This is a genomic window from Candidatus Bathyarchaeia archaeon (genome assembly GCA_035283685.1).
Taxonomy (GTDB): domain Archaea; phylum Thermoproteota; class Bathyarchaeia; order Bathyarchaeales; family Bathyarchaeaceae; genus DATETJ01.
Map to the genome: position 1 here is coordinate 76,816 of DATETJ010000009.1, position 23,585 is coordinate 100,400.

The 23,585-nt window shown below is 47.1% G+C and carries 30 protein-coding genes; 17 read left to right on the forward strand and 13 right to left on the reverse strand.

Features of this window, described 5'->3' with window-relative positions; all coding sequences use genetic code 11:
• Positions 1-2: 2 nt before the first annotated feature.
• Positions 3-473 (reverse strand): hypothetical protein, encoded by a 471-nt coding sequence (locus VJ249_07025; GenBank protein HKZ94313.1) that lies wholly within the window; start codon positions 471-473, stop codon positions 3-5.
• A gap of 45 nt (positions 474-518) precedes the next feature.
• Positions 519-1,208: a hypothetical protein gene (locus VJ249_07030; protein HKZ94314.1), complete on the reverse strand. Its 690-nt coding sequence runs from the start codon at positions 1,206-1,208 to the stop codon at positions 519-521.
• 108 nt (positions 1,209-1,316) lie between these two features.
• On the opposite strand from VJ249_07030, the gene VJ249_07035 reads away from it, so the two are divergent.
• Positions 1,317-2,276: a triphosphoribosyl-dephospho-CoA synthase gene (locus VJ249_07035; GenBank protein ID HKZ94315.1), complete on the forward strand. Its 960-nt coding sequence runs from the start codon at positions 1,317-1,319 to the stop codon at positions 2,274-2,276.
• Between the two features lie 64 nt (positions 2,277-2,340).
• Positions 2,341-3,591: a hypothetical protein gene (locus VJ249_07040; GenBank protein HKZ94316.1), complete on the forward strand. Its 1,251-nt coding sequence runs from the start codon at positions 2,341-2,343 to the stop codon at positions 3,589-3,591.
• A 12-nt stretch (positions 3,592-3,603) separates the two neighbouring features.
• Here VJ249_07040 and VJ249_07045 read toward each other — a convergent pair whose 3' ends face one another.
• On the reverse strand, positions 3,604-4,641 hold the full coding sequence (locus VJ249_07045) for a Coenzyme F420 hydrogenase/dehydrogenase, beta subunit C-terminal domain (GenBank protein ID HKZ94317.1): 1,038 nt from the start codon (positions 4,639-4,641) through the stop codon (positions 3,604-3,606).
• A gap of 17 nt (positions 4,642-4,658) precedes the next feature.
• Positions 4,659-5,762 (reverse strand): prenyltransferase/squalene oxidase repeat-containing protein, encoded by a 1,104-nt coding sequence (locus VJ249_07050; GenBank protein ID HKZ94318.1) that lies wholly within the window; start codon positions 5,760-5,762, stop codon positions 4,659-4,661.
• An 80-nt stretch (positions 5,763-5,842) separates the two neighbouring features.
• On the opposite strand from VJ249_07050, the gene VJ249_07055 reads away from it, so the two are divergent.
• The 3 genes from VJ249_07055 (at position 5,843) to fdhD (ending at position 8,689) form a co-directional block, all read left to right on the forward strand.
• The gene (locus VJ249_07055; protein ID HKZ94319.1) at positions 5,843-6,781 is read left to right on the forward strand and encodes a metallophosphoesterase; all 939 of its coding nucleotides are present in this window, start codon (positions 5,843-5,845) and stop codon (positions 6,779-6,781) included.
• Positions 6,782-6,940: 159 nt separating this feature from the next.
• A complete protein-coding gene (locus VJ249_07060) occupies positions 6,941-7,849 on the forward strand; it encodes a RimK family alpha-L-glutamate ligase (protein HKZ94320.1) in 909 nt (302 codons plus the stop codon).
• Between the two features lie 24 nt (positions 7,850-7,873).
• The gene (gene fdhD / locus VJ249_07065; GenBank protein HKZ94321.1) at positions 7,874-8,689 is read left to right on the forward strand and encodes a formate dehydrogenase accessory sulfurtransferase FdhD; all 816 of its coding nucleotides are present in this window, start codon (positions 7,874-7,876) and stop codon (positions 8,687-8,689) included.
• Between the two features lie 81 nt (positions 8,690-8,770).
• Here fdhD and VJ249_07070 read toward each other — a convergent pair whose 3' ends face one another.
• Positions 8,771-9,289 (reverse strand): hypothetical protein, encoded by a 519-nt coding sequence (locus tag VJ249_07070; GenBank protein HKZ94322.1) that lies wholly within the window; start codon positions 9,287-9,289, stop codon positions 8,771-8,773.
• 131 nt (positions 9,290-9,420) lie between these two features.
• Here VJ249_07070 and VJ249_07075 point away from each other — a divergent pair, with 131 nt between their 5' ends.
• Together VJ249_07075 and VJ249_07080 are read left to right on the forward strand one after the other, a co-directional pair.
• Positions 9,421-9,837, forward strand: a complete 417-nt coding sequence (locus tag VJ249_07075; protein HKZ94323.1) for a zinc ribbon domain-containing protein — start codon at positions 9,421-9,423, stop codon at positions 9,835-9,837.
• 53 nt (positions 9,838-9,890) lie between these two features.
• Positions 9,891-10,511, forward strand: coding sequence for a molybdenum cofactor guanylyltransferase (locus VJ249_07080; GenBank protein HKZ94324.1), 621 nt, complete (start codon positions 9,891-9,893; stop codon positions 10,509-10,511).
• A gap of 197 nt (positions 10,512-10,708) precedes the next feature.
• Here VJ249_07080 and VJ249_07085 read toward each other — a convergent pair whose 3' ends face one another.
• Positions 10,709-10,864 (reverse strand): hypothetical protein, encoded by a 156-nt coding sequence (locus tag VJ249_07085; protein ID HKZ94325.1) that lies wholly within the window; start codon positions 10,862-10,864, stop codon positions 10,709-10,711.
• Positions 10,865-11,023: 159 nt separating this feature from the next.
• A complete protein-coding gene (locus VJ249_07090) occupies positions 11,024-11,629 on the reverse strand; it encodes a hypothetical protein (GenBank protein ID HKZ94326.1) in 606 nt (201 codons plus the stop codon).
• Positions 11,630-11,732: 103 nt separating this feature from the next.
• On the opposite strand from VJ249_07090, the gene VJ249_07095 reads away from it, so the two are divergent.
• Positions 11,733-12,128: a hypothetical protein gene (locus VJ249_07095; protein ID HKZ94327.1), complete on the forward strand. Its 396-nt coding sequence runs from the start codon at positions 11,733-11,735 to the stop codon at positions 12,126-12,128.
• A 301-nt stretch (positions 12,129-12,429) separates the two neighbouring features.
• Entirely contained in the window at positions 12,430-13,185 is a 756-nt protein-coding gene (cofE, locus tag VJ249_07100) for a coenzyme F420-0:L-glutamate ligase (protein ID HKZ94328.1), read from the forward strand.
• Here the strand turns inward: cofE and VJ249_07105 are convergent.
• Both VJ249_07105 and VJ249_07110 read right to left on the reverse strand, forming a co-directional pair.
• Positions 13,182-14,399: an FprA family A-type flavoprotein gene (locus VJ249_07105; protein HKZ94329.1), complete on the reverse strand. Its 1,218-nt coding sequence runs from the start codon at positions 14,397-14,399 to the stop codon at positions 13,182-13,184. The two genes, cofE and VJ249_07105, sit on opposite strands and share 4 nt — an antisense overlap.
• Before the next feature lie 21 nt (positions 14,400-14,420).
• Positions 14,421-14,993 (reverse strand): hemerythrin domain-containing protein, encoded by a 573-nt coding sequence (locus VJ249_07110; protein ID HKZ94330.1) that lies wholly within the window; start codon positions 14,991-14,993, stop codon positions 14,421-14,423.
• 368 nt (positions 14,994-15,361) lie between these two features.
• Between VJ249_07110 and VJ249_07115 the strand changes: the two genes are divergently transcribed.
• The 6 genes from VJ249_07115 to VJ249_07140 all read left to right on the forward strand — a co-directional run bounded on the left by VJ249_07115 (position 15,362) and on the right by VJ249_07140 (position 18,525).
• The gene (locus VJ249_07115; protein ID HKZ94331.1) at positions 15,362-15,652 is read left to right on the forward strand and encodes an iron-sulfur cluster assembly protein; all 291 of its coding nucleotides are present in this window, start codon (positions 15,362-15,364) and stop codon (positions 15,650-15,652) included.
• Between the two features lie 22 nt (positions 15,653-15,674).
• The gene (locus VJ249_07120; protein HKZ94332.1) at positions 15,675-17,087 is read left to right on the forward strand and encodes a cbb3-type cytochrome c oxidase subunit I; all 1,413 of its coding nucleotides are present in this window, start codon (positions 15,675-15,677) and stop codon (positions 17,085-17,087) included.
• Between the two features lie 283 nt (positions 17,088-17,370).
• Positions 17,371-17,700 (forward strand): metalloregulator ArsR/SmtB family transcription factor, encoded by a 330-nt coding sequence (locus VJ249_07125; GenBank protein HKZ94333.1) that lies wholly within the window; start codon positions 17,371-17,373, stop codon positions 17,698-17,700.
• Positions 17,701-17,704: 4 nt separating this feature from the next.
• Entirely contained in the window at positions 17,705-18,007 is a 303-nt protein-coding gene (locus tag VJ249_07130) for a hypothetical protein (protein ID HKZ94334.1), read from the forward strand.
• Entirely contained in the window at positions 18,004-18,249 is a 246-nt protein-coding gene (locus tag VJ249_07135) for a hypothetical protein (GenBank protein ID HKZ94335.1), read from the forward strand. The genes VJ249_07130 and VJ249_07135 overlap by 4 nt, the downstream gene beginning before the upstream one ends.
• A gap of 57 nt (positions 18,250-18,306) precedes the next feature.
• Positions 18,307-18,525 carry a DUF2249 domain-containing protein gene (locus VJ249_07140; protein ID HKZ94336.1) on the forward strand — a complete coding sequence of 73 codons (219 nt, stop codon included), beginning with the start codon at positions 18,307-18,309 and terminating at the stop codon, positions 18,523-18,525.
• Between the two features lie 137 nt (positions 18,526-18,662).
• On the opposite strand, the gene VJ249_07145 is transcribed toward VJ249_07140, so the two are convergent.
• Both VJ249_07145 and VJ249_07150 read right to left on the reverse strand, forming a co-directional pair.
• Positions 18,663-19,946, reverse strand: a complete 1,284-nt coding sequence (locus VJ249_07145; GenBank protein HKZ94337.1) for a glutamate-1-semialdehyde 2,1-aminomutase — start codon at positions 19,944-19,946, stop codon at positions 18,663-18,665.
• 110 nt (positions 19,947-20,056) lie between these two features.
• Positions 20,057-20,287, reverse strand: a complete 231-nt coding sequence (locus tag VJ249_07150; GenBank protein ID HKZ94338.1) for a hypothetical protein — start codon at positions 20,285-20,287, stop codon at positions 20,057-20,059.
• 237 nt (positions 20,288-20,524) lie between these two features.
• On the opposite strand from VJ249_07150, the gene VJ249_07155 reads away from it, so the two are divergent.
• On the forward strand, positions 20,525-21,283 hold the full coding sequence (locus VJ249_07155) for a hypothetical protein (GenBank protein ID HKZ94339.1): 759 nt from the start codon (positions 20,525-20,527) through the stop codon (positions 21,281-21,283).
• Positions 21,284-21,483: 200 nt separating this feature from the next.
• Here VJ249_07155 and VJ249_07160 read toward each other — a convergent pair whose 3' ends face one another.
• Positions 21,484-22,248, reverse strand: coding sequence for a class I SAM-dependent methyltransferase (locus VJ249_07160; protein HKZ94340.1), 765 nt, complete (start codon positions 22,246-22,248; stop codon positions 21,484-21,486).
• 238 nt (positions 22,249-22,486) lie between these two features.
• On the opposite strand from VJ249_07160, the gene VJ249_07165 reads away from it, so the two are divergent.
• Entirely contained in the window at positions 22,487-22,951 is a 465-nt protein-coding gene (locus tag VJ249_07165; GenBank protein ID HKZ94341.1) for a hypothetical protein, read from the forward strand.
• Between the two features lie 40 nt (positions 22,952-22,991).
• Here the strand turns inward: VJ249_07165 and VJ249_07170 are convergent, their stop codons facing one another.
• A complete protein-coding gene (locus VJ249_07170; GenBank protein HKZ94342.1) occupies positions 22,992-23,423 on the reverse strand; it encodes a hypothetical protein in 432 nt (143 codons plus the stop codon).
• Positions 23,424-23,585 lie beyond the last annotated feature (162 nt).

The window sequence follows — 23,585 nt, forward strand, 5'->3', positions numbered from 1 at the left end:
GTTTATTTCATTTCTTGGTCAAAGATTTTCTTCAGGCTTTCCTTGTCGAGACTAAGATTTTCCGCGAGATTTCTGACCCATCCTACATAACTCCTAAATATACTCTGCAATATCTCCACCTTCTCCGATCCCGAAAGATCCTTTTCCTCTGCAAGAAGCAAGGCAAACCATTTGCCTGCATCAGACAGCTGATAAGCCTTGATCCACACGGTTCGTCCGCTCTTACTAGCCTTTTCCATGCTTTCGTTAAGAACACCAAAACGAGTCAGCGACTTCAGCGTCTCAATGATTGTTTTGTTTGAAAAGGCAAGCTCCTTCATAAGAACCCTCTGATAAATGCGCCTTGAAACTCCCTGTTTCAGCGAGAACTTCAGTATGTCAACAGCTGCTTTAGAGCCAAAAATTGCATTTAGTATCCTGCTCTTCTGTTCTGCTGGGAGAAAGACTACATAAGGATGTAAATCCACATCCAATCGTCTTGCCTCTGATGTCTATCTAATCCATTCCAGAATATGATTTTACCTATCTAGTTTGAGGAATCCTGTTCTTTTCAGGCTGGAGTAAACCGGTATAGCTATGACGGATATCACAACAAATGCAACGACCCTTTCAAGTGGGTAAATGGGCATGATGAAATACCATATTTCAGGACTTAGTGAAAGGTACCATGCTCCGATAGCACTTCCACTCGCGTGGTCAGTCAACACGCCGATGAAAGAGGCTAATACGATGCCTAATGGTAACTTAGTTGGTTCCGCGGAGTTGAAAGTTGAACCAGCGAGTTTAGCGATAGGTGAGAAGGCAACAATCATCGCAACAATGTGAAGCCAAGGGAACAGGTAAGCTTGACGACCGAAGGGGTTAGCGTAGAAGACTAGAAGTGAAACAAGAATCGCCGCGCCAGCCAAATAGCCTCTATTGATTCTGATACAACCTGCGCCAAATGCCCCCGCTGATGGTGGAATTATTGTGAATATACCCAGAATTGCCCCTTGAGGATTGAGGAAGACTCCCACAAGTGAGCCTATTAGAACAGCAGATCCGCCAATGACTGGGCCAAGCAAGACACCGATCAGAGAACCACCCACGACTCCAAGTGTTATAAAGCCGGAAACACCCACCGCAATTGTGAATGGAAGATACGATAAAAGAGCCTGTAGAGCAGCAAAAACTGCCATCAACGCTACATCAACTGTCGACAGCTTCATGCAGACACCCTGTGTAGATTTCTAGTTGCTTGTGTAACTTTTTACACAATCTTAATAAGACTTTCCATTTCAATGCAATATGCCATAACGACGAAAGGACTTGCTGTCATGGGTTCCAGACCCTTAACTGCCATCCCGACTTGTGTTTCCCAATGCCTTCAGCTTGCCATCCTCCTGGAGGTAAGCGCTTATCCGAAGCCTGGCAATGTCCACAGAACTGCAAACTTTGACGAGACGAGGTACGAGCATTTTCTAGCATCTGCGGTGGCAGTGTATCCGCATTTCACTCATATTGCCCAAAGAGGCGTGAATGTCGTCCAAGGGAAAATTGGGATAAATCAGATAGGCGTTGGTGACACAGTCAAGAGTGCAGTATCAGAGGTTGCCCTGTGGCAACGCGACAAAAACACGCTGCTGGGCTCCATCATACTGTTGTCCCCGATGGCTGCGGCTGCCGGACTAACCCTTGCCAAGAACGGTCGAATCACAGTTGACGCTTTCAGAAACCATCTAGTCTCAGTAGTCGAATCCACCACCTCTAAAGACGCGGTCGATGTCTACGACGCAATAGAGATGGCTCGACCTGGTGGACTAGGCAAAGCTCCCATACTTGATGTCAAAGACTCAAAGTCTAGGCAGCGAATTCTTTCGCAAGACACAAGCTTGTACGAAGTGTTCAAGATTTCGTCGCCTTGGGATTCAATATCAGCAGAATGGGTGAATCGTTTCCATATCACCTTCGACATAGGCTACCCACATTTCAAGCATGAGATAAAGGAGACTGGAGACGTCAACACGGCGTCGGTTCATACTTTTCTCAAGATATTATCTGCAGTGCCAGATACTCTAATCGCGAGGAAAGCTGGAGAAGCCAAGGCTAAGTGGGCCTCGGAAGAAGCTCGAAAGGTGCTGGATGAAGGTGGACTGGCAACCGAAAAGGGGAGTAGGCGCCTCCTCAGGCTAGACCGACAGCTGCATGACGCCAGTCACAGGCTGAATCCAGGGGCAACAGCTGACATAATATCGGCAGTCTTGGCGGTCGCCATTCTTGAAGGCTACAGACCGTAGCCCATTTGCCCTCGGACAGCGAGAGATTAAATAGCAATCAACCGTAATCTTGAGTGAAGCGCTTATGTCACAGCCGCCACAGGTGCAGCTTTCTGAAGTCAAAGAATGGCTCAATAAGGAAACAGCGTCGCAGATTGAACCTTTGAAGAGCAAAGCAGCGAGCATGCTTAAAGAAGTCAAAGAACGAGTGGAAGACACCATGGACAGTGCCCAAAAAATCTCAGGCAACAGCCAAAACGAAATGGACAGGAGCAATCCAAAGACTTATCGCTTTGCGAGAAACGCCAACAAGTTTTCGGAAAGCCTGATCGGCACATTGAAAACAGTCAAGTTCTCAGGCAACGTTCAACATGAAAGTCTTCGGACACTCTGCGATGAACTGGAGAAAACCTGTGCCAACATTGATCAGCTCAGGAGAAGCGCGTACCCATATATTTCACCATACTTCATTTTTGACCGCAGAAGACTAGACGTTTTCGTGAAACGATTATTTGACATGACCAAGGAACTCCGCAGTTTCCTCACGTCGAAGTACGGAAACGTCAAAACTATCGACGAAGTGCATTCCAACGTAGACAAGCTCATTCAGACTCTTAATGATATGAGACACAACGAAGACAACCTTGGACAAACAGAAGCAAGAATGCGAAACCTTGAAAGGGAAATCTCTGAAGCAAAGGAAAAGCTACTCCAGATCAGCTCAAACGCTGAACTTGATGAACTGGTTAAACTCGACCGAATTATTGAAGAATTGAGGACAGAGGTTAAACATAATCTTCGTTATCTACAGAAACCTTTCTACAAGCTTCAAAGCCTCTCACGAGCCTCGGAAGTTGCGGTGCCACCAGATGAGATCCGAAAACTGGATGATTACCTAGCCGACCCCCTGCTCACGCTTGTAAATGAAGATGGCGGCACCCCTACTTTGAGAAGCATACTCATGAAGCTCGAAACTACTATAACCCAAGGCAAGTTGAAACTGAAAAGTACAAGACTTCGGAAAGCCCAGGATCAAATCAAGGCCGTTCTAAACGACTCGCTAACTCAACTGCAAAAACAAGGACAGGAAGCCCTAGATCAGAGAAAACAGATATTGTCATCGGACGCGGCAAAAGCACTTCAAAATGAGTCAGCGCGGCTTCAAACGCAGCTTGAATCAATGCAGAAAGACTACGAGCTAGTCACTTCACAAAGCAAAGCTCTGAAAAACAATCAGATCAAGTTGAAGGAAAGAACCGAATATCTCAAGAGGGAGTTAGAAAGAAGAGTCTCTCAATTGACCCGAAAGAACGTGCAAATCAGTTTTCCAACCTGATGCGTGATCCTGTCAAGCAACCTTTCTTTTCTTCTTTGTAAGTTTAAGTAACAAGTCCAAGGCGAATTTTTCCTCCTCGACAGGTCGAGTTCGGATTGTGGCAGCGTTTTCTGCGCCCTTGAAGATCTCCTCGCCCTTCCTTGTTCGTATCACAGTGAATGTCCATCCGTTCAGCCCAAGGCCGCCAGTTGAAATGTCCGCAAGCTCTGCTGAGAAATCTCTGCATGGGAGGCAGCCTTTTCGAGTATATTGCTTCGCCTCTTGCAAAGGTATCGTTTTTGTTTCACCTGATTTGGTGGTTACTAGGACTTTGCCTTTGATGTTTATCTTTCTGACATCGTTGAGGTTAACGCCTAACACGCCTTCAATGTGTCTTCTCATCAATCCTTCATAAGTGAAGGCTTCCGTGCACATTAAGCCAACAGTGAACTTGATCATGCCCGAATACTTCCTTAGTGGAAATGCCTCGATTTTGCGTATGGATTGTATTTGACACGGCGTGCCCACAAAAGCAAGGCTCTTCTTCTTTTGTTGCACCGCCTCCTGCAAGGCCAGGAGATTCGGTGAATACGTGTACCTCGTTCCAGCGCATGCCAGAACTTCCTCTGGACTTGACGCTAATCGTGGCACGGGAAACCATGGCTTCTCGTGGCTAGTGTCTGAAATAATCGCCGAATCGATTATTCCGTTCTTGAACGCGTACGTCAGAAGAGCCGAGACCACGCCGCCATCTTGGCACGATTGAAGGATGTTGTTGTCCGTGGCTTGGGCAATGGCTAGCTGTCCATAGAATCCAAACTCCTCGCTAGGCTGACGCTCTCGCTCAAACACGAGTTTTTCTAGCAATGCTTCGGAAAACTCGAAGCGAGGACATACCTTGGGGCAGATTCCACATATCTCACACTTCTTGGTCAGGCTAGGCTTTTCTTCAAAATACTCTAGGCAGTTGAATGGGCAGACAAGAACACATGCGGCGCATCCAGAGCAGAGTTCCTTCAGAACCACGCTTTCATGAAGACTTTCTTCAAAGCTGAGTTTCGTAGTGCTCACAGTCAATGTCGCCTCTCTCACTGAATTTTCGCTAACACGGCTCTCGGTTGTTTATTCTTGGTTTGGTGAAGCCGTTTTAGCACTTTCAGGGCGTTTAAGGTTATCCATTTGCTTGGCTTGCCGACGGGCTCTAGGCTTGCTTGCATTCGCCCGACCGGGCTAGCTTCGAGCAACCATGTTCCGTCGGATCCTCTCTTTCGGACCAACAGTTCCACGGCGTCGACTAGGCGGTTGTCGTTCTCATAGCCAAGTTTGGTCAAGACGGATAGTCCTCTCAGTATATCGTACCCGTAGAACCATGGGAAACCGAATCGTAACCAGTGTCTGTTTATGATTTTGAAGCCGTGGTGATCCGCCTTGTACAAATGGTGCATCAAAAGGAACTTAGCACCACGATCGATTGCTTGTTTCATTTCGTCTGAGCGCTCAGCCTCGGGGACTTCTGAAAAAGCTTCAAGCGGGCAGATTGTGCCGAAGAAGCAGCCATGCGTATCCTTGACATGTGCCTTCCAATAAGGGCAAAGCCAGCCGCCATCCGCGTTCTGAACGTTGACCAACCAATTCAACGCTTTCGCAAGCCTCGCATCTTTGTTGTATCCGACGCGTAGCATGGCGGCGCAAACATTGCCTGTCAGACACGAGTACTGGTGTTCCCTTACGAGTGACTGAGCCCACGCGTTGGCTTCAGGTTGTAGTTTCTCCTTCAACGCGGTGCGAGTGCGCATCCACTCATATTCCTCAAGTGCTCTTTCTCGTGTGTGGGAAGAGAATCCGCCTTCGCCCAGCTGAAGGCTGAAAACGAACTCACAAGCTTTTAGAACTCTCTCGTCGGTTTTATCTGCTGCCAGCTGTCCCAACATCATTATTTGCCAATAAGTTGACTTATATTTGGGAAGGTAGGGGTTATCGCGGTCCTCCCAGAAGCCTTTCCTGTTCTGTTTGGAGAAAATCGTCGTGACAACTTTGGATGCGTGAACAGCCTTCTTTGCATCTTTGACTTCGGAATCTGTTGGATTTGTGTCCAGCAGCTCTGTGAGTGTCAAATAGCGAATTGACGGGTTCTGTTTTTCGAGCAACCAGTCGATCGGACTCTGTGTCAAAAGGGACTGCCATGTACTCATTTGTGGGTCGCCAAGCGGTGAGCGTGAAGAAGCATTAATACCATCATGGGGTTATAAAAACCATTTCACATGGTGTCTTGATGACGAGTCGCACAGAAGATGTGAAGCAGTTAACGAAAAAATCATTGAATGCAAGCCTCAAGGAGTTCGTAGAGTTGACCAGCAAAGTTGTTGACGTGTTGCGAGCTGAAGGAAACCATGTGGGAAACATGAAAGTTAAGGGTCGGTTGATCGAACTTCCCGCAGAGGGTGAAGCCATTGTGGTTGGGGATCTTCATGGCGATCTTGAGACCTTGGCGCAAATCCTGGAAACTAGCGAATTTCTGCAGAAGACAGAACGTGATGAAAGTGCTAGGATACTGTTCTTAGGCGACTACGGAGATCGAGGCATGCTTTCGCCCGAAACCTACTATGTTGTCTTAAAGCTAAAGGCGAGTCTTCCAGAACATGTTGTTCTGATGCGTGGAAACCATGAAGGCCCAGACGATCTTAGGGTTTCACCCCATGATCTGCCTGCGTATCTTCATAATCGGTTCGGCGAAGGATGGTCTGAAGCCTACGTTAAACTCAAGGAGCTTTTCAGCTATCTCAATACCGCTGTGCTAGTTGAAGACCATTACGTCTTGTTGCACGGAGGAGTGCCCAGCCAAGCGAAGTCAATTGACGACTTAGCTTATGCACACTCCAAGCATCCTCACGAGAGTCACTTGGAAGAGATTCTTTGGAGCGACCCCGAAGAGGGCTTGAAGGGCACGTATCCTTCACCTAGAGGAGCTGGCAAACTGTTTGGAGAGGATGTCACTGAAAGGTTCCTCAATATGCTGAAAGTCAAAGTCTTGATCAGAGGACATGAACCAGCTAACGCCGGGTTCAAAATAAATCACGGAGGCCGCATCTTGACCCTCTTCTCACGAAAAGGTGAGCCTTACTTCAACAGCCAAGGTGCTTTTCTACGTTTCAACCTTGCCGAAGGAATCACAGATGCTTTCCACCTCAAGCCCTTTGTGACGCAGTTGTGAGAGACTTGCTGCTCTGCTTGCGTTGACCATACATAACTCGGCATGTGACGCGGCTCCCGCAAACATTTCTTAATGCGTAGTCAACATGTTATGGAAATCAAACAACTCAGCCACAACGAATAAACCCTAAAAGGGAAGGAGTTGCCACAATGAATTCGATTGAATCAACAAAAAGGTAGTGAAAAACCGTTGAGGGTTGGCGTAATCACAAGAGACAAAGACGCTTGGTGTTCGACACAACTACAGCGTGCATTGGAAAAACAAAGCGTTCCATCGGTGTTTCTAAACTTCCGAGACTTGGCGGCAAGAGTCAGAATGAAACCAGAGGTATCTATCGGAGAAAGCGACATAATCGCAGACTTAGATTCGTTGATCATTCGCCCTATTGGGCGGGGTTCTTTGGAAGAAATCATCTATCGCATGGATCTCCTGCATAAACTTCAGCGGCTAGGCATGTTTGTCGTCAATCCACCTTTGTCAATCGAGCGGTCGGTGGACAAATACCATACTTTAGCGTTGTTTGAAGAACATGGCTTACCTGTGCCTCCAACAGTTGTGACAGAAAGCGTTGAGGAAGCTCTAACCGGTTTTCGCGATTTGGGCGGAGATGTCGTGATAAAACCTCTATTCGGTTCACGTGGAATAGGCTCCACCAGAGTCGCAGACCTGGATGTTGCCGAACGACTGTTTCGAGCTATAATCTTCTACCATGGCGTTCTATATCTGCAAAAGTTCATCCCGCACGGCGACTCCGACGTTCGGGCGTTTGTAGTGGATGACAAGATAGTAGCTGCTATGCATAGGGTGGCTGCTGGCTGGAAAACCAATGTGAGCTTAGGTGCCAAGCCCGTTGCTTTGAAGATGAGGGGAGACATGGAGCGTTTGGCGCTTGATGCGTCCAACGTCCTCGGCTGTAAGATAGCTGGCGTGGATTTGCTGGAAACTGCTGAAGGACCACTCATCATTGAACTTAACAGCCAACCTGGATGGAGAGGGCTTCAGACTGTGTCTTCGACTAATATCGCTGAGGAGATCGTGAGGTTCGTCATTTCCGGTGCCAAAGCCTAAACCTGTTGGAAGCGTGAGTTCGTAATGGTTGAAGTTGGTGTGACGCGCATAGACGTGGCTGCTCATGCACGGGAGCATCGAGTGGATAACGTGGCTGAAGAGAAGCCGCTGCATTTGTTTCTGAATCAAATCCATTATGTCACGATTCTCTGTTCTCCAACGCTGTTGAGGGAGTTGGCAGTTGGCTATTTGCTGTCGGAAGGCTTGCTGAAGTCTCTGGATGAGATTAAAGACATCAAGTTTGAGGAGGGCGGGAAATGTCGAGTGCAGTTGCGAAGTGGTGTGGAAGCTGAGAAGAGAATTGCAGCTTCGCAACCCTTTGCGAGACTTGTGCTCACTGCTTGTGGCTCGCCCGATTACTGGCCCTTATCCAAGCTAATTGACAGACTTGACCTGAGAAAAATACCTCTAGGTTTTGAAGTGCACGCCGAGGTCATTCTGGAAGCTGTGAGAAGTTTGAATACACTTGCTGAAACTTTTAGGAAGACAGGAGGCGTTCATGTTGCGGCAGTTTTCTCCTTTTCCGGAGTGTTGATTGCGTGTGCCGAGGATATCGGGCGTCATAATGCGGTAGACAAGGTTATCGGGCTCTGTGCCTTTAGAGAGCACGACTTCTCTCAGTGCTTTTTGGCATCGAGCGGTCGCTTGACCGGTGATATCGCTTTGAAGGCAGCTCGAATGAGGATTCCAGTTGTTGCTTCGTTGGCTGCTGCAATAGATTCGGGGATTGAGGTGGCTAGGCGGACAGGAGTGACTTTGGTCGGCTTTGTCCGAGGTCAGCGCATGAATGTTTTCACATTTCCAGATCGGGTTGTCGTAAGTAAGACTAAGCGAGCCTAGGCAAGACTAAGCCACATGCGGATCGGTTGGCATTTTCAGAAGGTCGCGTACGTTGCTGGGTCTGGCTCGTCTCTGCGTCGGCTAGACTATCCGTCTTGTCATTGTACCCGCTAGGATGATGGCTCTGATGATTAGGCCTATGCCTATGAGCATCAGTATTGCTGCCCAGAAAACGAACCATGTTGTCAGCGCCGTCCATCTTGTTGGTTCCAGAAGCAGACTGCGGGTTAAGTAGCCGAGACCTAGCCAGAAAACGAGGTTTCCAGCAGTTTCTGCCTTCTTTTCTGTTGTAGAGCGAACTGCAAACCTCAGGGCTAATATGACTACTTGGAACACTCCGAAGGCAAAGCCAAATCGCTCTACGGCAGTATAGACAACTGAATGGATTAAGGGACGTGCAGGCGCCGGTAAGTAGATTGCAGTGTTGGTAACTCGAATCATATCGAAATCGTTGAAGAAGTCCATGATTCTGTTGAAAAGCGCAGGAGTCATGATGAATAAGGCGCCTACCAAGATTAGGAAAAATCCAGCAGAAACTCCTGTGATCAAGCTTTCTCTGTACTTGTAGGCGTATGCGAAGGTGCCGTAACTCTCAGCCAAGTTGATTCACCTTGGTTCCAGTATTTCATGGTTTGTGCATATAACGTTTCTTTTCACTCAGGGGTTTGGGGTAGATATCTTAAATACTTAGAATGTAAACTAAAACGGTCTATAGAGAAGGGCGGAGATACATGTTGTCTTGTCCCAAATGTGGCTCCAAAGTTCGAGAAGACATGAATTTTTGTCCGAAATGCGGTTCATCGCTTAAGGTGGAGCAAGCCGTGGCACCAGTGCCGGCGGCGCCCCAACCTCTGGCAGCGCCCATAAGAGTTGAGAAGCAAGAGAAACGTGAGAAGGAGGAGAAGGGTGAAAGGCAGGGAAGAATGGAGAAGGAGGAGCGGTATGAGAAACGTGAGTATGCTTTTGTGGGTCCATTGATTGGTGGGTCAGTTCTGGTTCTCTTAGGATTGGCTTTCTACTTGATGCTGACCTCTGCGATTCCATGGGAAGCTCTTGGGGCAATTTTCTTTGTTATCGTTGGAATCATTGTCATAGTTGGCGCGGTGTACGCCGCTACCATGGCAGCTAGACGACATCCGCAGACTTAGAGAGTGCTTTCATTTCTTTTGCGTTGTGTTCATGTCAGAGCTGAGGTGCGGGTTTGAAGAGAGCCGTGATTGTTCTGGCAGGTGGGTTTTCTCGTAGGTTTGGTCAGGACAAGTGTGTCAAGGATCTTGCTGGCAAGCCGTTAGTTGTTCATGTGCTGGATCGGGTCGCTTCTGTGGCTGATGAGAGAGTGATTGTGGTGGGTTCTGAGGCTCAGCGAAATGCGTTTTTAGGTCTGTCAGGGTTGAAGGCAAGAGTTGTTGTCGATAAGTACGGTGATCATAGTCCGTTGATAGGTGCGTTGACGGGTTTTGAAGCGGTGCAAGCTGAATGCGCTTTGCTGCTTCCGTGTGATGCGGCGTTTGTGTCTTCGGGAATTGCGGCTTTGCTCTTGGATTTGTGTGTTGGCAGGAGTGCTGTTATTCCGCGTTGGCCTGATGGTCGCGTTGAGCCCATTCAAGCTGCTTACAATGTGGAGCTCGCTGCGGACGCTGCGAAAACGGCGTTGAATGACGGGAAACGTGATATGTTGGCGATGATTGCGCATCTGCGTCAGATACGGTATGTTTCGACGATGGTTCTGCAGCAGTATGATGAAGGGTTGAAGACGTTTTTCAACATTAACACGGTCGAAGACTGGAAACGAGCTGAGTCTATGCTGAAGAAAACCCAGTAATAGCCGAGTTTTGGCTGTTGCTGAGTGTGCGTGTTGATGACCAATCGCGCCATAGTGCCATCAACAAGTTTGTAGCTCTGTTGTGTGTGTTAGTGTTGACACATTCTTAGCATCACCATCATCTTATGTTGCCTGAGCGTGGTGGCTGGAAGTAATTTCAGAAGAAGAAGGTGATGGTTCCCTTTAGCCATCTTCTACTATGTTATAGGTGCGTTGTGCGGCTGAAGCTGTGTGGACATCGTCATCAGAGTGTTCTCGCTGACATCAACGCCCAACATGGGGCACTGGGAGAGCTTGGACAGTTGCAGTTGAGCATGCAATCGCAGAATGCTTGTAGCGGTCTGGAATTTCATGAGTCGTCAACTTTCGCTTTGAACAAGTAATAACACCGAGCTGGTGTTTGCTCAGAAGTAGTAGTCCGCGTCGCGTGTACGTTGACTACTACTTCCATGTTGCTGACACACGCATTGAGCACAGCAAAACAGAGAACACAGAGCACTTAGGCGAAAGAACTACGCCTTACACAGCTCTTTGAATGGCTTGGGAATACTGTCTTTGAATCTAGAATCAATTTCAAGAATCATAAGACGCCTATCCGCATACTGTGCCCCCCAACGCTTCTCAGCGGCTTGAGCAATGATGACTTCTCCTCTGATATTCCTACCTAGACTCGTATGCAACACAAATCTCTTTATTTCTTCGGGAATTTCCTTATATGATACGAGCAGACCGAATTTTGACCTAAAAACGTCTTGATAAAGTTTCGCCTGTAAGATGTCCAGTAGGCTAATAGTTGTTCTTTTTACTTCAACGGTTATAAGCTCCTTCTGATTTGATTGTTTCCTCTTTACAAATCCCATTATATCGGGATATTTCCTTTCGTAACTTAATGTCCTAAATGTTTCATCATGAAATGCCTTTTTCAGCGTTTCAGTAAAAGTCTTTTTCGCTCCGACTATTTCTAAATAGACATTTTCCTCATGTTCGTTAGGAGCACGCTGAAACCGAGGACGCTTTTCATCAATGTAAAAGTGGAGAAATCTGTTCTGTAAACATTCCCTTAATGGTTCATAGAGCCTTTCTTCATCTCTTTTTGGCTTTTGCTTCTCAGAAGACATAGGTATCAGCATGCAATATCCTTAGGCTAAATATAAAACGCTTAGGCGAAAACGTTAAAGCATGAACTGAACGGTTAATTTCTCTTTTTGAGGAGACCTGGGCGTGTCAGAAGTTGCCTTGCCTATTGCTATGGCTTCGCCAACGGCGCTTTTAGAATACGTTTTGTCTCGGAGACGAAAGAAACGAGAAGAACGGACAATAGAGAAAACAAGTCAGAGAATAGACCGTTTGTCTAATGTGTTAAAAGAGGCGAGTCTGGAAATCGAGAAATTAGAAAAAGAAGTTCAAACAAAAACCAGAAAGGTTCAAGAATTAGATGACCTTTCAAAAAGACTCGATTCATTAGCATCGTTGAGGGAAGAGCAAGCTAAAGCGATTAAGGAAGAACTGAGAGCGACTCTGAAAGAGAGCAACCGCATGAACAGAGTATGGACAATTCTAATTGGAGCATTATGGTTTATCATAGGGCTTGTTGTAAGAGGATTCTTAGGTTTCTGAGGAGTTTCCTCTTAGAGACCGTAATAATACCGACTTGGCGTGTGTTCAGAAATGTCCGAGCTAAGGTCTAAAAGAAAGGACTTGGTCCTTTGGCGAAGGACGCTGCTAAATGGGGTAAACCTTCACGACTTGAGAAAAAGCGAATACAGAAGAGCCGAAACCAGAAGCGCAGAGGATTTCAGGCGGCATCTGAGGTGGGCGTGACCTTCCAATGTGAGCAATCTAGGCTATCTTTGTTGGGTTTTTGTTTATATTTGAAGATAGCATTTTGGATAGTTGCATTCAAGGGTTGTGCATAGGCATGATTCAGGTCTTTGGCATCAAAGGCTTGCCAATAATCAAAAAAGGAGACGACTTAGCTGGGCTCATCTGCAGGGGAGCTGAAAAACAGCGGGATTCAATAAAAGACAATGATGTGGTAGTTGTTACTCATGTTGTCGCTTCCAGAGCCGAAGGGAATGTCGTCAACCTTGACGAGGTTGTTCCTTCAGAGTTCGCAAAAACTGTTGCCAAACAGCTCGACAAAGACCCAGCGTTAGTAGAGGTTATCCTGCGCGAGTCAAAGAGCATTAGGCGCATGGGCGACGGACACCTAATAGTTGAAACCAAACGCGGATTTGTGTGCGCCAACGCCGGAGTCGACCAGTCCAACGTGCCAGAAGGCGAGAGAACAGTTGCGCCTTTGCCTAAGAACCCTGACCGTTCAGCACAACGCATACGACGTAGGATAAGGCAATTGACTGGAAAAGACGTGGCGGTCATAATCTCTGACACGCACGGTCGCCCGTTTCGGGAAGGAGAAATAAACGTAGCCGTAGGCGTTGCAGGCTTAATTCCGATACGAGACAGAAGAGGGGAAACCGACCTCTTCGGGTATGTTCTGAGAGTGAAACAAACAGCTATCGCTGACGAATTGGCATCAGCAGCCGAACTCGTCATAGGACAAGCAAAAGAGGGAATACCCGTGGCAATAATCAGAGGATACGCTTACCCCAAGTCTGAAAAAGCAAGCGCAAAAATGCTCGTCAGAAAACGAAGAAAAGACCTGTTTATTTAATGCTCAGATTCAGCTTGAATCTTAAGGCTCTCTTTAACCCTCATCGCTACATGCTTGCCCAAGGTCACTGCTTTTTCCAAGTCCTCCTTCTTTGGTGGTCCGCGCACTTCAAGAGTCTCTATGATTTCGAAGCCTGACTGCCCAAGACGTTCCGCAATAACTCGAGCTGATGCACGACCCCAACCGAAAGATCCAAAGACAGCAACTATTTTCGCTCTGGGTCTTAAGGCTCGGATGAATTCGACTGCCATTATCGCCAATGGATGAGGCTGGTTAAGCACTGTTGGTGCGCCTATGACTATAGCGCTGGCGTCAACCAAGTCTGAGATTACGTGAGAGATATCTGTTAGAAGCAGATTGTGAGGAACAACCTCGACTCCCTCCTCGGAAATAGCTTTCACAACTGTTTGCTCCAATGTTTCGGTGCTGCCCCACATGCTGACATAGATAACAACAGCTTTTGGAAGCAGAGGTCCGCGAGCCCAGTTTTCGTATGCGTCCAATATTCGGTTCGGGTTTCGATAGATTGGACCGTGGCTCGGTCCTATCACCTTCACATCGAGGCTCTTCAGCTTATCCAATGCCCTATGAATAGCGACAGAAAAGGGCATCATTATCTCTGCATAATACCTTTTAGCTTCAGGCAACAACCCTTCTCCAAATTCGTCATCGTAGAGCCTGCTCTTTGCGAAGTGTGCCCCAAAAAAGTCACATGAAAAAAGGATTCTGTCCTCAACGCAGTACGTAAACATGGTTTCAGGCCAATGTAGCCATGGTGCTTCTATGAACCTCAGTGTTTTTCCGCCCAAGTCGATGGTGTCGCCATCCTTGACAACCATTATTCTTTCAGCCGGAGGCTCGTAGAAGACATTTGCCATGTCAACTCCAACCTTGGTGACAACGAGTTTGGCGTTTTTGGCAACTGATAAGATCCTCGGAATAGAACTTCCATGGTCTGGTTCAGCGTGATTCATGACAAGATAGTCGATTTTCTCTGGGTTCACGATATTTCCGATATTCTCAAGAAGCTGGTCTGAAAACGTCTTGTGAACCGTATCAACCAGAGCAACTTTCTCTTTTCCGACCACCAAATAAGAGTTGAAAGATGTTCCGCGAGGCAAGGGTATCAATGAATCGAAATAGCGGCGAGCCCAGTCTTCAACACCGACCCAAAAAACACCAGACCCAATCTCGTTCGTGTGCTTGACGCTCATAAGAAACGCCTACTCAACTATTCATTCTATGCCTAACGTTTTCTCCAAGTCATGAACAAGATGAATGTATTCGTGGTGCTTGCCCTCGCCAATTCTTTCCTTCTCGATCTCTTCGAACTTCTCCAGCAACTCTTTTTGTTCATCTGGTCCGCACATTTGGTCTGCCAGCGGGTACAAGATATCGTCTTCCTTTGGAATGTGTTGGGACAACAAATTGACGTAGCCACGGGCATTATCTATGATGGCTTGTTTTACAGCATTATCTCCTTTCGCATATCTCTCCGCTGCGTCAGCGAGACCTCGAACATAGGCTCTACCCTGATCGTGTTCCATACGCATTACGCCAGTCGGTCCCCCTTGCCTAGGAACGCGGAGCTCTATTCTGGGAAACAGAGTATCCTCTTCCTTTCCATGGTGGCAACGGTCAGCGAAATTCCTTATGAAATCAACAGCCTTCGTAAAGACTTCAGGAGAAACTTCCTCGCCCCGTTTCAATCTTTCCGTGGCAACATTGAGTATGTTAAGCATACGTTCAATGATCCTGTGGTCTTCTTTCAAGCTTTCCGTGGGAGAAGTCCCATGTGAATGATTCAAAACTGTCCCCTTCAAATCAGAGTGAAAGCGCTAATAAGTCTTGACGTTTAATAAATTTTTCGTCATGCATGTGTGCAATGAAAAAGTTTGGAAGGACAATGCGAACCTAAGACAATTCGGTGCTGCTGCTTTCAGTACCGCTCATCCGAGGAAAATAGGAGGGATCATGGACCAACTTGAGAAGTCTCAATAGGAAACCAGCAAGAGCCATTGAATACCCAGTTGCTCCGAAAGGAAACGAGTATTCACTTCGCCAAAGAAGAGCACGATGTACAAGCAACGTATTGTCCGAGGAATCCGTGGCGGCTAAAGCTTAATTAAAACCCGTCAGCTTTATGGATGACTCTCATAAGGAGGCGAGAAACAGGTTGGAAGACGAAAAGGATCCTAGGTTAATGGAGAAACTCAAGAGCGTGATTGATCCTGAGCTAGGTGCAAGCGTTGTTGACATGGGTCTGATCAAAACTGCGAAGCTTGATCAAGATGGAAATGCTGTTGTGGAATTTGTTCCTTCAAGCCCTGTGTGCCCAATAGCCTTCTACTTGGCATCTGAGATAAAGAAGAAGACTTTGGAAGCTGAAGGTGTACATAAAGCCAAGGTTTACTGTCGTGAACACGCTATGGAAGAAGCGATCAACAAACAAGTCAATACAGAATAAAATACACGGAAGGCAAAGGACCGTGCCCAAACTTGCCCTGCATTTCAGGTTCTTCAGAATATCCGTCATCTATTTCATAATTAGCGGTGTCATGGGCATTCTCTTCTCCATACCGCAGGTTGAACCGTTCACGCATAAGTCGGCAATTGCCGCTGGCCACATAATCTTTGTCTTCTTCGGATGGGTCACGATGACCATAATGGGCGTTATGAGCAAGATGGTGCCCACAATGCTGGGAAAGGACTTGCACAGCGAACAGTGGGGCGAAGTTACATTTTGGCTAATGAATATCGGGATACTTGGATACTCTATCCTCTTGATTCTTGAAGGGGTTGCTGAGCGAGTTTATCATCTAGTCCTCCCAGCGTTCACAACAAATCTTGAATTCCTTCTTGCTCTATTCATTGTTGCAGGCGGCTTCTCGTTTGCCTACAACTTCTACAAGACCGTTGGGCTAAGAACCGCTAAGGTCGCAGAGCCAAGCATTGGATTATCCTTGAAGTTCTTTAGAATGTCAATTGCCTACTTCCTCGCCTCTATCGTCATCGCCGCTTTTTCCATTCTCGGTTACACTGACGCCGTTTTCTTTGGGCTTAGCTTTGCAAGAGTCCTGTGGGTCGCACCTTTTACGACTCTAGGGTGGATGACCTTGACCATTATGGGCGCCATGTATCATCTCTTGCCAATGTTCACAATCTCTAGAGTTCCAAACTTTAAACTCGCTAACGCTCAGTTCTATGCATTGAATATTGGAACCGTGCTCACTGGAGTCGCGGGGCTTCTTGGAGCCAAACGGATTATTTTGGAAGGCGTTGAAGTCAACCTGCTCAGCGTGCTGCAAACTGTCGGTGTTGTGGCTGCGGGAATCGGTTCTGCACTGTTCGTGTACATAATGGCGTGGATTGTGCTATCGAGGAAGAGGAAGGAACTCAATATCTCCGTGAAATTTTATCTGGTCGCGCTATTCTACTTCACCCTGACAGGTCTCTTCGGCGTCGTCCTGAAGACTCAGCAGGGTTACGATTTTTCCGAAGGCACGAAAATAATTCTGGGTCATGGGCTGCTGTCCGTGATCGGGTTCGTGTCGCTAACTATCATGGGTTCAATTTACTCCATCATACCAATGCTGGCAGTGGTGGACCTTCACGCACGAAAGAAAAAGGTTCCGAGCATCCTAACAGAGATGTACAACGAGAGGCTTTCTCGACTCAGTTTTTGGCTGTCGAGCGTTGGGGTCGGGGGATACATCACGGGCTTGGTTGGCGAAGGCTATGTGACGGCAACGCTTACACAGCAGGGCGCATCTTTGGCGCAGCTTGACGCGTCGACGTTTCCGTTTACTTTACTGTCAATCGCATTTGTCCTTGTTCTGGGAGCTGGCGTGCTTCTCTTTGCCTACAACGTGCAGAAAATGTATGGATGGCTGAAAGACTAGATCAATTGGCTACTTCTTGTACATTTCGATGTAGCCGCATCCCTTACAGATGTATGATTTGACCATTTCTTCTATAGGGAAGCCTGCGAATGGATGTCCTTCAGCCATTTCGCCTGCACACTTCGGACACTTCTTTTCTATATGTGAGCCCTCCTTTGAAATTCACTCTCGGAATAGAATCCGCGTTATTAGTAAATAAATCTTGTACGCCGAAGCACCGCAAGGCTTATCTGCCTGTTAATATGAATCATTCTTCATATGATACGACGGGCATAGTGATTGGATGAAGCGAGGCTTAAGCGAGACGTGTCACCAGTTCTTTTCAACGCTTGCGAATCCAACACGATTAGCCATTTTGGAAATCCTCAGAAATGGATCTATGAATGTTAGTGAGATAGCCGATGTTCTCAAGCAAGAACAGAGCATGATTTCCCACAATCTGAAGCCTTTGATAAGATGCGGTTTTGTCCTCGTGGAAAGACAATGGAAGGAACGCATATACACTCTCAACGAGAAAATTATGAAACCCGTGTTTCAACTCATCGACCAACACACAGGCACATACTGCCCCGGAATGAAGTGCCCGAAAAACGAAATTTGTGAGGGAGACTAAGCAATTGCCTTCTTTTACTGAACACGTTAGACGAAGCGTGGAGCGAACTGGCGACGAATACATCGAACTAAACAGATGGCTAGATGGAGATCAAGTATCACTTTCCCAGCGGCTTCCAAGGCACTTTCGACTCAGGAAATACTCAAAATACGTTCAAAACAATTGGGGCGAAAACGGCTTGACCGAATACAGAAGACACATTAAGGACGATTTCAAACTGCCCTTCATCACCGTCTTGTCTATTATCCGAAGAAAACTGTCACTCCTAACAACTCGAACCGTTGAGGGAGGTGAAGGAAAGAAATGAGCGGCAAGAGCCCCGACACATGCCCTGGCATATCGAAATTCATCCGACCCGTTCCAGAATTTTTCCCATGCCCATTCTGCGGTGGAAAAGTAGAAATCTGGAGCGACGAAGACATGGGAATCTGCACCAACTGCGAAAAAGAGTCACCGAGACCAGTTAAGGAAAAATCATGTTTAGACTGGTGCGAATTCTCTGACAAATGCAAAGGCATAATTGACAGCAAAAAAAGCGCACTCGGTTAACTTCACGGTGATATTAGCCTTGACAACTATAAAGAAAAGGGAATAGGAGGGATGCAAATGACTGAACCGGTCGACTTGAGAACAGTGAGTATTTTTGAGCGACACAACGTGCTCTTTGCCAAATTAATGAAGCTGAACACGGGAGAAAGCTTCACGTTCATAAATGACCATGAGCCTCGCCCATTGTACCCCGAGCTAGCAAAAAGAGGGTTCCAGTACCAGGTCAAGAAAGAAGCCGAAGACAAGTGGGTAGTAACCGTGAAGAAAGGAGAATAGAAGAAGAAAGTACCATGTCTGAGACGGAAGCTGGAAAAGACGGTCAGGCGAAACACACTTGAACACTCAGATCTGACTGATGTGCACCTTGAGCAGGGAAACTAAGGAAATCGAGCAGTTCCTGTCCCAGACGCTATTCATCTGAAGTTGAAGTTTTCTGTTTCTGACAATAGTTTTTCAATATCAGCCTTCGTATGCGCCGTGCTTAATGCGCCGCCTTTTCCTGGGAACATGAAGACTCCGCTTTCGAGCAGATGCATATGATATCTTCGCAGCTTTTCTTTGTCCGCTTTTGCCGCGTCATTTGCATCAGTGATCTTTTCCTTCGTGAAATGCGTGTGCCATAGAGAGCTTAAGCCAGTCACCTGAGCCTCTAGACCCTTTTTCTCAAGGATCCCTCGAAGTTGTCGCCGCAGATAATCGCCTTGCTTGTTCAGCTTGTTGATCAGCTGTCCGTTCTCGAGTTTTCTCACGGTTGCCAAGCCCGCGGTCATTGCTATTGGATTAGCGGTGAAAGTCCCGCCGTGAAAGGCATACTTAGGTCGTTCGTACACTAATGGGTTCATGTGTTCCATGATTTCGCGTGAGCCTGCAATAGCCCCAATCGGGAAACCTCCCCCGAGAATCTTTCCAAAGAGGGTGATATCAGGTTTTATCCCGAAGAGCTGTTGCGCTCCCCCAGGAGCCAATCTGAAGCCAGTTATTATCTCGTCATAAACCAGTAGTGTGCCGTTCTGAGTGCAAAGCTCTCTGAGTTCCCTCATAAAGTCTAACTCTGCTGGAATGCATCCTCCGGATACCATTATTGGCTCGATGAATACAGCTGCAATGCTCCCGGTTTTGAGTATCTTTCTCAGTGGTTCAATCTTGTTATAGGGCAGTACAACTGTATCCTGCAATGCACCTTCAGTCAAGCCGCTGGATTCTCGAAGATCAAAGGGTTGCTTCACTGCAACATGAAGGGGGTCATACCCACCATGCCATCCGCCTTCAAACTTGCCGATTTTATCTTGTTCAGTGACGGCTCTTGCCAATCGAGTGGCATACATGGCAGCCTCTGTTCCTGAGTTTGAGAAACGAATCATCTGGGCGCATGGAACCACCTTAGCAACCTGCTCAGCTAGGGCAATTTCCAACTCATGGGCTGTGCCAAAGTGTGTACCTTTATCAATTTGCCGTTTGACTTCGCGCATGACTTGGGGCTGACTGTGCCCTAGAATAAGTGCGTAATGTCCAAGCCAGAAATCTATGTATTCGTTTCCATCAACATCGAAAAGTCTGCTTCCTCTCGCTCGGGCAGTGTAGAAAGGGTAGGGTTCAATGTAGCGCAGAAAGTAGGAAACACCTGCAGGGAGAACCCGTCTGGCTTGTTGGTATAATCTTCGCGACTTCCGCGTTCTTGATAGATAGCGGCGAGACAAACGCCTTCAAGCCTCACCTAGCTTGGTTTGAGATCAGGTGTTTTAAAGTTTAACGGCTCAGGGAAATGAGAAAGACATTCTGTTGAGCATGGTTTCTAATTCTGTGTCTTCTACCTTGATGGCGCTTCCGGCTTCGTCGCTTTCTGAAGTCTCCACTTGCCGATAATGTCCTTCCTGTACAAGTGCAACATGCCGCAACGCGTACACTTCATAATCTTCGCGCTTTTTCTGAAATCGAGTTCGTAGAGCTCCACTGCCGACCCACAAGCTTTGCATTTGCCCTTCTGAATCTTTGGAGGCCCAATTAAAGAATCGTGTATCGACTTGCCCACTTCGCTCATATCGGCGAACTCCACTAACTTAGACTCAAACTTCAGAGGTCAGCTAGCACTGTGTTTAAGACTTCATAATATCACCATATATCCCAGCACATCATTAGAACGGAAATCCAGCTTCCATTTTGCCATTAACGTTGCAAGTTTTGGGATTCCTCAGCGCGTAATTGCCCCTTTTATCCACATCTGGACAACCGGAAACAGCTTTAAGAAGGTAATTTCCATGTAGACTCCTGACATAAGATGACAGCCGAGAAAGATGTTCTTTTATCCTTGCTGCGATTGACAAGAGCAGGCCCAGTTAACAGATCACTGCTCATGAAAGCTACACGAATCCCAACACGGACAGCGAAGAAGGCGCTTGCAGAATTCTCACGAGCTGCATTGTTCAAAGAGTATCGTGGTGTGATTGAGGCAACCCCTGTTCAACGGGTGACGATGTTAATTGCGGCTCTGAAGCTAGGCTCTGACCTTGAGCGCGTGTGCAGCCTACTCTCTTGGGCAGAATTTGAAGGAGTTGCTGTTCAAGCATTCGAGGCTAATGGCTTTCGAGTTATCAGGAACTTCCATTTCAAAAGCTTAGATAAGAGATGGGAAATCGACGTAATAGGCTTGCGAAAACCACTAATTTTGTGTGTTGACTGCAAACACTGGAGGCGCGGATGGCAAAGCGCGGCTACGGCGAAAGCCGCCGAAGCTCAGGAGAAACGAACCGTGGCTCTTACCAAAACCTTGCCCACGTATAAGAAGATGCTCGGACTCGAAGGTTGGCAAACCGCAAAACTTGCCCCACTAATTCTGTCGCTAACTCAGGGACCATACAAGTTCTATAACAGAGTGCCAGTCGTCCCAATCCTACAGATACAGGACTTTATTAATGAAGGTCCCTTGGGAGCCGACTTCTTGCTCCAATTCAGTAGAGAACTGGACAGCAGTGACTCAAAATTGACAGGTTTAGCTAAAAGAAGACCTGAGCCTCCCAAGCAAACGACTTTGATTTAAACGAGAATGTTAAGAACACAGACACGCTCTCCAAGTTCATTGCCCAATTTGACATTTTCGCGCTTATGCTGATTGAGACCATTTTAACATGTTGTGCTGGAAGAGTTCCGGCTCGTTCTGGGCTCGATTAGCCGACTCATGCATCTAGGCGGCTTAAGGCCTCAATGGTTTGGCTGTCTGAGCTTTCCGTCTCACGGTGACTATGCCAGTTTGTGGGCGACGACTATCATTCGTGAGGCTTCAAGCGTGAATTCCTGTTTGTCGTATCCGCCGCGGATGTCTTTGATTCTTAATCCAGCCTCGTTTAGCAATTGCTTTATTCGAGTGGGCGTGTACAAGCGGACGGTGTGCTGAATAGTTTTCACTTTGCATGAGTGTTTCTTTATGATCGTCCATTGGCTTGACAGCTTGGAATTCTTGAGGTCAAACGAGCGCTTCTCAAACATATAGAACGGTTCAAATTCAGCCCAATCCCTCTCTCTGAAGCTTTTGACAATGTGGTCTCGGTTGGCAAGGTCGAGCAGGAACCTGCCTCTTTTTTTGAGAGTTCTATTAATCTCCAATAAGCTCATTACATCTTCGCTTTCTGAAGGCAAGTAACCAAAGCTGGTGAACATGCTTAGGATAGCACTGAATGTGCCCTCTCGAAACGGGAAGAATCGCATGTCAGCCCTAACCAGAGGAAATCTGAGGACAACTCTCTTCATCTTTGACTTGGCTATTTCGAGGAGGTTCCTAGACAGATCAATTCCGACAACGTTCCATCCACGCTTGACAAGAGCAATAGAGTGTCGCCCTGTTCCGCAGCATAGATCAAGGACAACGCCTTTCTTGGGTATCGTGTCTTCGAGAGAATCAACTTCATGTTCAGTGTCACGTGCGTTAGCGATGGCTTCCCAATCCGTGTTCATGTCATTGAATATGTTTACATACAATTGACGTGTTGTAGATTTCCGTCGGCCCAACGGTCAAACCTCAAATCTCTTAAAAACGTGCCTTGTGATTTAAGCAATACTAGCTATTTCTTGTTTGAGGTTTGTCTCAAGGTTCAAGTAGGCGATGATGGCGCGGCACATTCAACTAGAAGTAGTCGTCACGATCTTCTCGGCAACACCTTCTGAGCAGCTGCGTATTCGGATTCCCCTAGTCTTTTAAGAGTGGTTTTCTCTATTGATGTGCGTCGTGTTCAGCTTTGGTGTTGACATGAAGAGGGAAGATGCAGAAAGACTCCGCCGATGGCGAAGACGCGGCTTTTACAGTGAAATCTCCCTTGTCAAACTCCTGCAGAAGCACAGCTACTTCTCTGTGCGGGTTCCGGTAAGCAATCCGAGTCTCAACCCGCTACCCGACATCATTGCTAGACGTGATAAACATGTTTACGCATTCGAGGTCAAAAACGCCAGCTACTACGCTTACTTCCCGAAGCAGCAAATTCAGAAACTGTTCGAGTTCCTGAATCAATTCATTCCTGCGGAAGAGCAGTATAAACATCCAATCCTAGCCGCACACATGGGCAAGCGATGGATCTTTCATGAAGTTGACTGGCAACTGTGGAAGGAAGGAAAGCTGCCTGAACAGGCACGCATCCTGAAGCGTGATATTGGCAACTTCAAGTTGAAAGTGGACGAAGAGAGCACGACAACTAGACCGGTACAAGACGGACAGTAAGGTAGGAATGCGAAGAGATGTTTCCCAGGCAAGTCCGAGTCTAGGCAGTTACTGTTTCCGGCCAAGTCCAGGCATGGCACCACAGGTCTTGGAGTTCGGCTATGCGATCTCCGACGACGGTATGCAATCTGTTCCTCATGGTTGAATCGCTTTTCCATGTTGCTTTAAGAGTCTTTGTCTTGCTTATTCGTTCAGCGAGTTCAAGGTCACCTATGACTTCTCTCACCCAGTTTTCGAAGTCCCCACGTTTGAGGTGATAAATCAAAGACTTCGGTGCAACGACGTTGATCTTTCCGCGAAAGTCCGACAAGCTAACTGCGAAGTCGCCTGTGGGCTTGCCAACGTCCAAGTAGAAAAAGAACGCCCTGTCATTGGCAACAGTTCCGAGAACTCGAGTGATCAAGTCGCGGCTTAAGACCTCAAATGTAAAACCTTTTCGCCTCTCCCGATTGAGCGTTGATTTCTGAGTCATGGTTGGTCAAATGCATTGGCGTTAGTGAATCTTCTAAATAGTTTTATGAATTCTGGATTCAAATTTCCGATCTGTCCATTTTCACTCTTGATACATCGGTTTCCGATATATTGTCACCGGTGAAGCATCTTACTTATAGAGACAAATACACCGTATGCAGGT